11 protein-coding genes are annotated in these 12,775 nt (G+C 72.9%); 8 read left to right on the top strand and 3 right to left on the bottom strand.

Translation table 11 applies throughout. The features are described from left to right. The first annotated feature begins 592 nt into the window (after positions 1-592). The 4 genes from VIU94_RS28145 to VIU94_RS28130 all read left to right on the top strand — a co-directional run bounded on the left by VIU94_RS28145 (position 593) and on the right by VIU94_RS28130 (position 4,819). Complete coding sequence (locus tag VIU94_RS28145) at positions 593-949, top strand: cupin domain-containing protein (RefSeq protein ID WP_331915394.1); 357 nt, start codon at positions 593-595, stop codon at positions 947-949. A 275-nt stretch (positions 950-1,224) separates the two neighbouring features. Continuing rightward, positions 1,225-2,556, top strand: coding sequence for a discoidin domain-containing protein (locus tag VIU94_RS28140; protein WP_331915392.1), 1,332 nt, complete (start codon positions 1,225-1,227; stop codon positions 2,554-2,556). Continuing rightward, positions 2,556-3,860, top strand: a complete 1,305-nt coding sequence (locus tag VIU94_RS28135; protein ID WP_331915390.1) for an MFS transporter — start codon at positions 2,556-2,558, stop codon at positions 3,858-3,860. The genes VIU94_RS28140 and VIU94_RS28135 overlap by 1 nt, the downstream gene beginning before the upstream one ends. Then, positions 3,857-4,819 (top strand): TolB family protein, encoded by a 963-nt coding sequence (locus tag VIU94_RS28130; RefSeq protein ID WP_331915388.1) that lies wholly within the window; start codon positions 3,857-3,859, stop codon positions 4,817-4,819. Before VIU94_RS28135 ends, VIU94_RS28130 begins: the two co-directional genes overlap by 4 nt. A gap of 31 nt (positions 4,820-4,850) precedes the next feature. Here VIU94_RS28130 and VIU94_RS28125 read toward each other — a convergent pair whose 3' ends face one another. The 3 genes from VIU94_RS28125 to VIU94_RS28115 all read right to left on the bottom strand — a co-directional run bounded on the left by VIU94_RS28125 (position 4,851) and on the right by VIU94_RS28115 (position 7,770). After that, a complete protein-coding gene (locus VIU94_RS28125) occupies positions 4,851-6,170 on the bottom strand; it encodes an MFS transporter (RefSeq protein ID WP_414721030.1) in 1,320 nt (439 codons plus the stop codon). A 126-nt stretch (positions 6,171-6,296) separates the two neighbouring features. Then, a complete protein-coding gene (locus tag VIU94_RS28120) occupies positions 6,297-6,845 on the bottom strand; it encodes a methylated-DNA--[protein]-cysteine S-methyltransferase (RefSeq protein ID WP_331915386.1) in 549 nt (182 codons plus the stop codon). A gap of 58 nt (positions 6,846-6,903) precedes the next feature. Continuing rightward, positions 6,904-7,770 carry a glycerophosphodiester phosphodiesterase gene (locus tag VIU94_RS28115; protein ID WP_414721029.1) on the bottom strand — a complete coding sequence of 289 codons (867 nt, stop codon included), beginning with the start codon at positions 7,768-7,770 and terminating at the stop codon, positions 6,904-6,906. Positions 7,771-8,024: 254 nt separating this feature from the next. On the opposite strand from VIU94_RS28115, the gene VIU94_RS28110 reads away from it, so the two are divergent. The 4 genes from VIU94_RS28110 to VIU94_RS28095 form a co-directional block, all read left to right on the top strand. Beyond that, entirely contained in the window at positions 8,025-8,915 is an 891-nt protein-coding gene (locus VIU94_RS28110) for an MHYT domain-containing protein (protein ID WP_331915385.1), read from the top strand. A 59-nt stretch (positions 8,916-8,974) separates the two neighbouring features. Further along, positions 8,975-11,110, top strand: a complete 2,136-nt coding sequence (gene uvrB / locus VIU94_RS28105; protein WP_331915383.1) for an excinuclease ABC subunit UvrB — start codon at positions 8,975-8,977, stop codon at positions 11,108-11,110. A gap of 166 nt (positions 11,111-11,276) precedes the next feature. Next, positions 11,277-11,855, top strand: a complete 579-nt coding sequence (locus VIU94_RS28100; protein WP_331915381.1) for a TerD family protein — start codon at positions 11,277-11,279, stop codon at positions 11,853-11,855. Between the two features lie 158 nt (positions 11,856-12,013). Next, on the top strand, positions 12,014-12,775 hold a 762-nt coding region (locus tag VIU94_RS28095; RefSeq protein ID WP_331915379.1), incomplete at its 3' end, for a TerD family protein.

The raw sequence follows: 12,775 nt of genomic DNA, 5'->3' as shown, positions 1-12,775 counted from the left end.
GGGGGCGGCGGTCGCGAGGGTCGTGGCCGCGAGGAGTACGGCGGCGGTGAGGGAGGCATGGCGGAGGGGGGAGGACATCGCACGCTCCAGTCAAGGGTGGGGGAAGCAACTGGGTGCTTTGAGCGCGAGTTTGACCGGTCCACGCCATGAACGGCAGGGCCTCGGAGGCATCGCCCGGAGCAACATTGGGCGCACCAAAGGCGAGGTCCGCGACCTGCGCCGTCGCCCTCCGGCACCACGCGGGGCGGCCGCTGTTTTCGGCCGCACGGGCCCGAAACGGCCCTCGGCGCGGGCCTGAAACGTCCCCCGCGTCGGCCCGAAGCGTCCTCCGCGTCGGCCCGAAACGGCCCTCGGCGCGGGCCTGAACGTCCCCCGCGTCTGCCCGAAGCGTCCTCCGCGTCGGCCCCCGACCCCTTTCCGCCACGTCTACGGATTCAGTCGCTCCGACACCCGCCCGACCGGCCCGCACAGGGTGCCGTGCCCCGTGACCTGCCTCCTGCCCTCCCAGGCCGCGCCGCGGATTCCGTCGCCACGCCCGACCCGGCGCAAACGCGCTGGTCGGAGGGGGTTCTCCGGGCTACAGTCACCCGCCATGACGACACATGATCAGTCCTCCTTCGCCGTGCGCATCCCCGACGCCGAGCTGGAGCCCGAGCCCCTGGACCCGGCGCAGATCGTCTCCGGCGACCCGGTCGTGACCGGCAAGGTGCTGTGGGAGTCCGCCGACGGCAAGCAGGTGCGCGGCCTCTGGCAGATCACGCCCGGCGTGGTGACCGACACCGAGGCCGACGAGCTCTTCGTCGTGGTGAGCGGGCGTGCGACCGTCGAGATCGAGGGCGGCGGCACGCTGGAGCTCGGCCCGGGCGTCGCGGCCGTGATGCGGGAGGGCGAGAAGACGACCTGGACGGTCCACGAGACCCTCCGCAAGGCGTACCACATCAGCCTCTGAAACCTCTGAGGCCCCGCAGAGCGGCCCCCCGCAGCCTCAACTCACCGTCGTCACAGGGGTGGTAGGAAACTTTCCTTTCGACTAGCATCCGCGGCAGCGGCTCGGCGCGGCGCCCGTCCCCCTCCCCCGAGGGGACGGGCGTGACGCGCTCAGCGAGAGCTCTGACCCGGCCGCTGCGCACCGCCGCGCCCGCCCACCGCTCAGGGGCGGGGGCGGAGGGTGTCGCACGCACCGGTGTCCAGCTCTCGCCGCCCTCCAGGCCAGGGAGTCCAGGTATGCGCCTGACCGCCTTCGCCCCACCCCGCCGCCGTGCCACGGCCGCGCTCCTCGCCGTCGTTCTCGCCCTCGTCGCCGGCCTCCTGCTCGGGTTCCCCGACCGCGCCGACGCCGCCGACCCGCTCATCTCTCGTGGGAAGCCCGCGACCTCGTCCTCCGTCGAGGACCCCGCCCTCGGCCCCGAGAAGGCCTTCGACGGCGACCCCGCCACCCGCTGGGCCAGCGCCGAGGGCGCCGACCCGCAATGGCTCCGCGTCGACCTCGGCGCGAACGCCGCCGTCAGCCGCGTCCGGCTCAGCTGGGAGGCCGCGTACGCCAAGGCCTACCGTGTCGAGATCTCCGCCGACGGCGTCACCTGGACCCGGCTCGCCACCGAGACCGCCGGGAACGGCGGCGCCGACGACTGGACCGGCCTGACCGGCAGCGGCCGCCACCTCCGCGTGTACGGGACCGCGCGCGGCACCCCGTACGGCTACTCCCTCTACGAGGTGGAGGTGTACGGAGTCCTCGACTCCGGTCCGCCGCCCTCCGGCGCGTTCACCGTCGTCGCCGCCGGCGACATCGCCGCCCAGTGCACCGCGTCGAGCAACTCCTGCGCCCACCCCAAGACGGCCGCCCTGGCGCAGCGGATCGCTCCGCGCCTGTACCTGACCATGGGTGACAACCAGTACGACGACGCCCTGCTCTCCGACTTCAGGGCCTACTACGACAAGACCTGGGGCGCCTTCAAGGCGAAGACCCGGCCCGTCCCCGGCAACCACGAGACCTACGACCCGGCCGGACCGCTGGCCGGCTACAAGGCGTACTTCGGCGCGATCGCCTACCCGCAGGGGAAGCCGTACTACAGCTACGACGAGGGCGGCTGGCACTTCGTGGCCCTCGACTCCAACTCCTTCGACGACCCGGCGCAGCTCCAGTGGCTGAAGGACGACCTCGCCCGCAACGCCAAGCGCTGCGTCGCCGCCTACTTCCACCATCCGCTGTACTCCTCCGGCGGGCACGGCAACGACCCGGTGTCCCAGCCCGTCTGGAAGATCCTGTACGCGGCCAAGGCGGACCTCGTCCTCAACGGCCACGACCACCACTACGAGCGCTTCGCACGCCAGGACCCGTACGGGCGGGCCGCCGCCGACGGCATCGTCGAGATCGTCGGAGGCATGGGCGGGGCGGAGCCGTACCCGATCGAGACCGTCCAGCCGAACAGCCAGAAGCGGATCAGCGGACCGTACGGCGTGCTGAAGCTCGACCTCACCGACACGACGTACACCTGGCAGTACGTCGGCACGGACGGTTCGGTCAAGGACTCCGGCCCGACCTACACCTGCCACTGATGTACCTCGCGACCACCGGTCGCCGGGACGCGCCGTCCGCCCCCTCGGGGCCTCGGCGGCGCGTCTCCGGGACCGTCCTCGCGCTCGGCGCGGTCAGCCTGATCACCGACGTCTCCTCCGAGATGGTGACCGCTGTCCTGCCGCTCTATCTCGTCCTCGGGCTCGGCCTCTCGCCACTCCAGTTCGGCTTCCTGGACGGGCTGTTCAACGGGGCGACCGCCCTGGTCCGGATCCTCGGCGGGCAGCTGGCCGACCGCGCAGGCCGGCCCAAGACGGTCGCCGGACTCGGGTACGCGCTGTCCGCCTGCTCCCGGCTGGCGCTGCTCCTCGCCGGTGGTGCCGCGACCGGGATCGCCGCCGCGCTGGCGGCCGACAGGCTCGGCAAGGGGATCCGGACCGCGCCCCGGGACGCGCTCATCACCCTGAGCAGCCCGCCGGACGGACTGGGGCGCGCCTTCGGCGTCCACCGCGCCATGGACACGACGGGCGCGCTGCTCGGGCCGCTCGCCGCGTTCGCCCTGCTGTGGGTCACGGCGGACGCATACGACGCGGTGTTCGTCGTCAGCTTCGCTGTGGGGCTGGTGGGGGTGCTGGTGTGGGCGGCGGCGGTACCGGGGGACGCGGCGAGGGCGGCGGACGTGTCGAGGGCGGCGCGCTCGCGGCCCGTCGGCTCAGGGCTGTTCGGGATGCCCCCGGCGTCGGCGCGGGCGTTCCGGCGGCTGCTCGTCGCCACCGCGCTGCTCGGAGCGGCGACCGTCGGGGACGCGTTCGTCTACCTGTTGCTCCAGCGGCGGTTCGACCTCGACGCGACGTGGTTCCCGCTGCTGCCGCTCGGCGCGGCCGCCGTCTACCTGCTGCTCGCCGTGCCGGCCGGGCGGCTCGCAGACCGGATCGGGCGGCGCCGGCCGTTCCTGTACGGGCACCTGACCCTGCTGTCCGGGTACGCGCTGCTGCTCCTCGTCCCCGGCGGTGGCGGCGCGGCGGGGTTCGTCCTCGTGCTCGTACTGCTCGCCCTGCTCGGAGTCTTCTACGCGGCCACCGACGGAGTCCTGATGGCCCTGGCCGGTCCGCTGCTGCCGGAGGGGCGGCGGGCCGGCGGCCTCGCCGTCGTCCAGACCGTCCAGGCGCTCGCGCGGCTGGTCGCGGCGACCGGCTTCGGGGCCGCGTGGACGGTGTGGGGGCCGGGTACCGCCCTCGCCCTCGCGCTCACGGCCCTGGCGGCCGCCGTGGGCTGCGCCGGGTTCTTGCTGCCGTCCTCGTCGTCCTCGTCGTCCTCGTCGTCCTCCGAAAGGGATGCGTCATGACCCGTGGCCGCCTGTGGGCGCTGGTCCTCGCCGTCCTGCTGCTCGGCTGCGGGGCCGCCGGGTACACGCTGCGGGCCGCCCAACGGGCCGACGGAGGTGGGGCCGTGGCGGGCGGGGAGGGGGCGTTCACCCTGGACGGTCCGGGGGAGCGGCTGTTCGTCCGGGACACGGCGACGGGGCGGGTCGCCCTGGCCCGGGGCCGGAACCGGGTGGCCGGCGGCCCCGTATGCGACCGTTTCCACGCCGCCGGGCCCACCGCCCTGTGCCTGCGGCGGCGTCCGGGCGTCCCGGCCCGGGCGTACGCGATCGTCCTCGACCGCGAGCTCCGCGAGATCCGGCGCATCGCGCTGCCCGGCATCCCGAACCGGGCCCGCGTCTCCGCCTCCGGGCAGGTGCTGTCCTGGACGATGTTCGCGACCGGGGACTCGTACGCGAGCTCCGCCTTCTCCACCCGCACGTCGATCCTCGATCTGCGCACCGGCTATCTGATCAAGAACATGGAGCAGATCCCGCTGACGATCGACGGCCGCCGCCACCACGCCCCCGACGTCAACTACTGGGGCGTGACCTTCGCCCGCGACGACAACCGCTTCTACGCGACCGTCTCTGCCAAGGGCCGGACGCACCTCGTCGAGGGCGATCTGCGGGCCTGGTCCGCACGGGCGCTGCGGCCGAACGCCGAGTGCCCGTCCCTGTCGCCCGACGGCGCCCGGATCGCCTTCAAGAAGAAGGTGTCCGACGACCCGGCGACGCCGTGGCGGCTGTACGTTCTCGAACTGCGCACCGGGCGCGAGCGGCCGCTCGCCGACCGCCGCAGCATCGACGACCAGGCCGCCTGGCTCGACGACCGCACGCTCGCCTACGGTCACGCGGGCGATGTGTGGACCAGCCCGGCGGACGGCTCGGGCGCCCCGCGCGTTCTCGTACGGGGCGCGTCCTCACCGGTGCTGGTCCGGTGACGGGCGGTCAGGCATTGCTTCGGGCGTTCTGTCAGGCGTCGCTCGGGGCCGTCTTCCGGGTCGCGCCGCGCACCGCGAGCGCCGCCATCGGAAGGAGCAGGCACGCGCCGACGGCGTTCAGCCAGCCGTAGCCGGCCTTGGCCACGATCAGACCGGCCATCAGGCCGCCCACGCCCGCCGCGGTGTTCATGGTGAAGTCCGAAAGGCCTTGGACCGCGGCTCGGGCGGCCTGCGGCACCGAGTCCGTCAGCAGCGCCGAGCCCGAGACGAGACCGGCCGACCAGCCGAGCCCCAGCACGAACAGGCCCGCCGCCGTCTGCGCGTGGCTCGGGCCCGCCGTACCCGCGAGCAGCGCCGCGCCCGTGAGGAGCCCGACGGCGAGGCCGATCACCGACAGCCGGCCCACCCGGTCGGCGAGCCAGCCCATCAGCGGCGAGAACGCGTACATGCCGGCGATGTGGCCGCTGATGACCAGACCGATCAGCTGGATCCCCGCCCCGTGGTGGCCCAGCGCCACCGGGGTCATCGACATGATCGACACCATCGTGGTGTGCGAGGCGGCCACGGTGACCAGCGCGAGGCGCGCCCGCGAGGACTCCCGTACGGCCTGCAGCCCGGCCTTCAGCGAACGCTCCTGCGCCGCACCGGCCTCCTCGGGCCCGGCGAGGGCGCGGGCGGTCAGCAGCGGGTCGGGGCGCAGCAGCACCGCGACCATGACGGCGGACACCAGGAAGACCCCCGCCGCCCACAGGAACGGCCCGGCCGCCGCCGGTATGCCGAGACCGGCGACACTCTTGCCGGCCGGGGCCGCGATGTTCGGCCCGAGCACCGCGCCGATCGTCGTCGCCCAGACGACCGTGGAGATCGCCCGGGCGCGCCGCTCCGGCTCCGCCAGGTCCGCGGCGGCGAACCGCGCCTGGAGGTTCGCCGAGGACGCCCCGCCGAAGCCCACCATGCCCGCCAGGAGCAGCGGGAAGCTGTCGACGACCGCGCCCAGCACCACCACGCCCGCGCCGACCGCGCCGACGAGGTACGCGAGCGTCAGCCCGGCCCGCCGTCCCCGCGCGGTCATCAGGGCGGCCAGCGGCATCGCCAGCAGCGCCGGTCCGGCGACCGCGGCGGTCGCCGCCAGACCTGCCAGCGCCTCCGTGCCGCTGACCTCCTTGGCCAGCACCGCGGAGAGCGCGACGCCGATGGCGACCCCGAGCCCGCCGAGGATCTGGCTGGCGATCAGGACGGCGTGGACCCGCCGCCGCAGCGCCGGCAGTTCCTCGGGCGTGACGGGGGCGGCCGTGGCCTTGGGTATGCGCGCGGCCGCGGCCGCGTCAGTGGCATCAGAGGAGTTGGTCACTGGCGCAGTGTGTCAGGAGCCTCGCGGCGACGATATGGGGTTTCGAGACCCTTACCCCGTACCTGTATGCCCGCATCCGCCCCCCCGCGCCCCGCCCGCCCCTGTCCCCCCGTCCTCGCCCCGCCGTCAGAACAGCGGCTGCGGCAGCACCCCCTCCAGCGCCAGCAACTGCCGTTTGGTCTCCAGGCCGCCCCCGAAGCCGCCCAGCCCCCCGTCGCTCTCCACCACCCGGTGGCACGGCACCACCACCGGCAGCGGGTTGGCGCCCATCGCCGCCCCGACCGCCTGGGCCGCCCCCGGCTGCCCGACCCGGTCGGCCAGGTCCCCGTAGCCGACGACCGTCCCGTACGGCACCCCCGATGCCAGCTCGCGCAGCACCTGGCGGTTGAAGCCGGTGGCCAGCGACCAGTCGAGCGGCAGGTCGAAGCCCCGCAGCCCGCCCTCGAAGTACGCGGCGAGCTGGCGTATCGGCTCGGCGAGCCGGCCCGACGCGGACTCCACGAGCTCCGCGCCGAGCCGCCCCGCCAGCCGGTCCAGCGCCCGGTCCCGTATCGCGGCGTCGGCGTGGAAGACGACCGTCACCAGTCCCTGGTCGGTCGCGGCGAGCAGCAGCGGACCGATGTCGCTGGTCACGACCGCCCACTCGACGCGCGGCGACTGCACTTCGCTGTCCATGCCGACCACCGTACGACCGGCCACTGACAACGGGCGGCCGAAGGCGGGAATGCGGCGATCAGTCGCCGTCGAGGGCGTCCGCGACCACGTCCGGGTTGTTGGAGAAGATCCCGTCCACGCCGAAGCCGGCCAGCCGGCGCGCGCCCGCCGCGTCGTTCACCGTCCCGGCGTTGACCCGCAGCGGCCGGCCGTGCGCGCCGTTCAGGGCCTGCACCGCGGCCACGTACGCGGCGTCGACCGTGCCGACCGCGGGGTTGATCTGATCGGTGAACGCCGCGTACGCGGGCAGGTCGGCGACGGCCGGGGCGCCGTTGAACCCGGTCGTGACGTCCGGCCGCCGCGCGTGCACCGCCTTCACGGTGGCCGCGCGGAAGCTCAGGATCACCAGCCGGCGCCTGACGTGGTGCCGGTCGAGCCAGCCCTCCTCGTCCAGCACGCGCAGCGTGTCGGCCTCGATCCCCGGGTACAGCTCCGGCTTCTTGATCTCCAGGAACAGCATCTGGTGGTGGGTGTCCACCCGGTTCAGATACTCCTTGAGGGTGGGCACCCGCGCCCCCGCCCAGCGGCCGCCGAACCAGCTGCCCGCGTCCAGGGTGGCGATTTCGGCCGCCGTGAAGTCCTTCACCTTCCACGGAGCGCGGCCCGGGAAGCGCTGCTCGACGTCGGTGGTCCGGGCCAGGCCGGCGTCGTGGACGACGACCAGCTCGCCGTCCTTGCTGCGCTGGACGTCGGTCTCCACCCAGCCGACGCCCAGCTCATCGGCCAGGTCGACCGCGGCGAGGGTGTTCTCCGGGGCGTAGGCGGACGCGCCGCGATGCGCGATCACCATAGGTCGGCCGTGGTGGGCGACGGAGGGTCCGGGGGCCGGCAGCGCACCGATGCCCAGCAGCGCCGCGGCGATCGTGGCGACGGGACGTGCGGACAAGGCAACTCCTCGCATCGTTGAATCGCGGACGAAATTGAGCCGCGCAGCCATTGCTCGGCACAGGCCCGCAAAGCTTGGCCGGAACGGGAACGGAACCGCCCAGACCGCATCAGGACGCAGTCTCGGCGCAGGTGAATCACCCCGCACATGTTTGCCAGCCGCCCGGAGCGCCATAATCTCGCCCGGGTGGGGGACACAGCCGTACCGACGGTTTTCGGCCGCAGGGCCGTTGAGTGGTGGGAGGACACACAGTCATGCAGGGCTCGGTCGACGGATTCAGCTACGGCCTCGTCACGCCCGTGGCCGCCTATCTCATGGCGTGCCTCGGCGGAGCCCTGGGACTGCGCTGCACCACCAGATCCCTGCGCAACGGGGACAGCTTCAAGGCGGGCTGGCTCGCCCTCGGCGCCACGTCCATCGGCACCGGCATCTGGACCATGCACTTCATCGCCATGATGGGCTTCTCCGTCCGGCAGGCCCCGATCAGCTACGACCGCCCCCTCACCTTCGCCAGCCTCGCCGTCGCCATCGTCATGGTCGGCATCGGGATCTTCATCGTCGGCTACCGGGGGGCCACCCCGCTCGCCCTGGTCACCGGCGGCACCATCACCGGCCTCGGCGTCGCCACCATGCACTACCTGGGCATGGCGGGCATGCGGCTCCAGGGACGGGTGGAGTACGACACCCTCACCGTCGCCCTGTCCGTCCTGATCGCCGTCGTGGCGGCCACCAGCGCCCTGTGGGCCGCGGTCTCCGTGCACGGCTTCCTGGCCAGCCTCGGCGCCAGCCTGGTCATGGGCCTCGCCGTCAGCGGCATGCACTACACCGCCATGGCCGCCGTCCGGGTCCACCTGCACGGCACTCAGCCCGCCGGCGGCGGGGACACCGCCGCCTCGCTGCTGCTCCCCATGCTGATCGGCCCGGGGGTCTTCCTGGTCCTGGCCGCGGTCGTGGTGATGTTCGACCCGCTGCTCGTGATGGGCGAACCGGACTGGCAGAAGCCCTCCGGCCGCCCCACCGCGCCGCGGCCCGGGCTGCCCGCCCCGCGCTCCGCCCCCGCCTACGGCGAGCCCGCCAACTGGACCTCCCGCCGGCCCTCAGCCCGCATCGCGCGGCGGGACGGACACCGCCCCCAGGACTGGTGACGCCCGGGCCCTGAGCCGATCGGGGCCCGACTGTCAGTGGGGGGTCGTACGGTGGTTGCATGCGGCCCGTTTCCAAGATCGAACGCACGGTGGCGCCCTTCGAGGTCGTCAGCCCCTTCCAGCCCAGCGGCGACCAGCCCGCGGCCATCGACGACCTCGAGCGTCGCATCCGCGCCGGCGAGGAGGACGTCGTCCTGCTCGGGGCCACCGGCACCGGAAAGTCGGCGACCACGGCCTGGATGATCGAGCGCCTCCAGCGCCCGACGCTGGTCATGGCGCCGAACAAGACGCTGGCCGCCCAGCTGGCGAACGAGTTCCGCGAGCTCCTGCCGAACAACGCGGTGGAGTACTTCGTCTCGTACTACGACTACTACCAGCCCGAGGCGTACGTCCCGCAGTCGGACACCTACATCGAGAAGGACTCCTCGATCAACGAGGAGGTGGAGCGGCTGCGCCACTCCGCGACCAACTCGCTGCTCACCCGGCGGGACGTGGTCGTGGTCGCCTCGGTCTCCTGCATCTACGGCCTCGGCACCCCGCAGGAGTACGTGGACCGGATGGTCCCGCTCAAGGTCGGCGAGGAGATCGACCGGGACCAGCTGCTGCGCCGCTTCGTCGACATCCAGTACACGCGCAACGACCTGGCGTTCACCCGGGGCACCTTCCGGGTCCGCGGCGACACCATCGAGATCTTTCCGGTCTACGAGGAGCTGGCCGTCCGGATCGAGATGTTCGGCGACGAGATCGAGGCGCTGTCAACCCTCCACCCGCTCACCGGCGAGGTCATCAGCGAGGACCGCGAGCTGTACGTGTTCCCCGCCAGCCACTACGTGGCCGGCCCGGAGCGCATGGAGCGGGCGATCAACGACATCGAGCGCGAGCTGGAGACCCGGCTCGCCGAGCTCGACAAGCAGGGCAAGATGCTGGAGTCCCAGCGGCTGCGCATGCGCACCACCTACGACATCGAGATGATGCGCCAGATCGGCTCCTGCTCCGGCATCGAGAACTACTCGATGCACTTCGACGGCCGCGAGCCCGGCTCCGCGCCCAACACCCTCCTCGACTACTTCCCCGAGGACTTCCTGCTCGTCATCGACGAGTCGCACGTCACAGTGCCGCAGATCGGCGCGATGCACGAGGGCGACGCCTCCCGCAAGCGGACCCTGGTCGACCACGGTTTCCGGCTGCCGTCCGCGCTGGACAACCGCCCCCTGAAGTGGGAGGAGTTCCAGGAGCGGATCGGCCAGACCGTCTACCTCTCCGCCACCCCCGGCACCTACGAGCTCTCCCGCGGCAAGGGCTTCGTGGAGCAGATCATCCGCCCCACCGGCCTGGTCGACCCCGAGGTCGTCGTCAAGCCGACCGAGGGCCAGATCGACGACCTGGTGCACGAGATCCGGCTGCGCACCGAGCGGGACGAGCGGGTGCTCGTCACGACCCTCACCAAGAAGATGGCCGAGGACCTCACCGACTACTTCCTGGAGCTCGGCATCCAGGTCCGCTACCTGCACAGCGACGTCGACACACTGCGCCGCATCGAGCTGCTGCGCGAACTGCGGGCCGGCGAGTACGACGTCCTGGTCGGCATCAACCTGCTCCGCGAGGGCCTCGACCTGCCCGAGGTCTCCCTGGTCGCCATCCTCGACGCCGACAAGCAGGGCTTCCTGCGCTCCGGCACCTCGCTGATCCAGACCATCGGCCGCGCAGCGCGCAACGTCTCCGGCCAGGTCCACATGTACGCGGACACCATCACGCCGGCGATGGACAAGGCCATCGACGAGACCAACCGGCGCCGCGCCAAGCAGATCGCGTACAACGAGGCCAACGGCATCGACCCGCAGCCGCTGCGCAAGAAGATCAACGACATCGTGGCCACCATCGCCCGCGAGGAGGTCGACACCGAGCAGCTCCTCGGCACGGGCTACCGCCAGGGGAAGGAGGGCAAGGGCGCCAAGGCCCCCGTGCCCTCGCTCGCGGCGCACGCGCCCCAGCGGGCCAAGGCGGGCGCCAAGGGCGGCACACTCGACCTCGGCGACCGGCCGGCCGCCGAACTGGCCGCGCTCATCGAGGAGATGACGGACCGGATGCGGGCCGCCGCGGCGGAGCTGCAGTTCGAGGTCGCCGCCCGAATCCGGGACGAGGTGGGGGAGTTGAAGAAGGAGTTGCGCCAGATGAAGGAGGCGGGACTCGCCTGACGGATTCCGCCGCCCGGGCCGTGCGATGTGTTGCAAGACCGACACAAAATCGGACCGGAGCTGCTGCGGTGTCACTGCCCCTGCGTAGGGTTCTGGGCAACCGCATGCGGAAGGCTGCCGCGGGGGCGGCGCACGTACATGCGGACGCAACGAGAGGGGACAGCGCGTGTCGGTCAATATGACCAAGGGTCAGGCCATCAGCCTGGAGAAGAAGGACGGTGGCAGCCTCAGCTCCGTACGGATGGGGCTCGGCTGGCAGGCCGCGCCGCGCCGCGGCCTGTTCGGCTCGCGCACCCGCGAGATCGACCTGGACGCCTCGGCGGTCCTCTTCGCCGACAAGCAGCCGGTGGACGTGGTCTTCTTCCGTCACCTGGTCAGCGACGACGGCTCCGTCAAGCACACCGGCGACAACCTGGTCGGCGGCGCGGGCCAGGGCGGGGACGACGAGGCGATCCTCGTGGACCTGCAGCGGGTCCCGGTCCACATCGACCAGATCGTCTTCACGGTGAACTCCTTCACCGGCCAGACGTTCCAGGAGGTGCAGAACGCCTTCTGCCGCATCGTCGACGAGTCGAACGGCCAGGAGCTCGCCCGCTACACCCTGGACGGCGGTGGCCAGTACACCGCGCAGATCATGGCGAAGGTCCACCGTGTCGGCGCCGGCTGGCAGATGACCGCCCTGGGCAACCCGGCCAACGGCCGGACGTTCCAGGACCTGATGCCGGCGATCCTGCCGCACCTGTAAGCGGACCGCCGTCGCACCCACAGCTCCCGGAGGCACCGCCCCCGGGAGCTGTCCCGCATGATCCGCACCACCGCTTGACCCGAAGCACACCGATCCGCACTGCAGCCGAACTGCACAACAGCCGAACCGCACCACAGCTTTCGAGGGGAAACGAGTCGATGACGGCCGAGCTGGTCCGGGGACAGAACCACCCCCTGCCCGACAACCGCCTGGAGATCCGGGTGTCGGCCGGTCATCCGGTCGTCGCCGGCGCCACCCTCGGCGACGAGGGCGGCAGGGTCGCCGGCGTCGAGTGGATCGCCCACCCCGGCTCGCCGTCGCTGCCCGGCGTCGAGGTCTCCCAGCAGGCCGCCGCCGACCATCGCCTCGCCGTCGACCTGGAGGCGCTGCCCGCCTCCGTGCACCGCGTCTCGGTGCTCCTCGCGCTGCCCGTCGGAGTCGGCGGCCCGGCCCGCTTCGGCGCCCTCGCCGCGCCCTTCGTCGCCGTCACCGCCCTCGACGGAGCCGAGATCGCCAGCTACACCATCACCGGCCTCGACAGCGAGTCCGCGGTCTTCGCCCTGGAGCTCTACCGCCGCCAGGGCGCGTGGAAGGTCCGCGCGATGGGCCAGGGGTACCAGGGCGGGCTCGCCGCGATGCTCGCCGACCAGGGCCTGGAGCGCCCCGCCGAGCTGGCCGGCACGATCCTGGAGGCCGTCGCCCGCGGCATGGCCCGCTCGGTCTCCGCCCCGCCGCCGCGGGTCCCCGACGCCATGGGGGTCCCCCCGGCCGAAGGCTGGGGGAGGGTACGCCACTCCTCGCCGACCGCCGCGCCCGACCAGGCCGCCCCCACCCTGCCGCCGACCCCGTCGGCCCCGACGCCCGCACCCGCGCCCTCCACGCCGCCGACCCCGGCGACGCCCGCGAACCCGCCCACCGCC

Source organism: Streptomyces sp., from assembly GCF_036566765.1.
GTDB lineage: Bacteria > Actinomycetota > Actinomycetes > Streptomycetales > Streptomycetaceae > Streptomyces.
The sequence above is the reverse complement of the archived record's forward strand: the minus strand, read 5'-3'. Positions and strand labels throughout refer to the sequence as shown.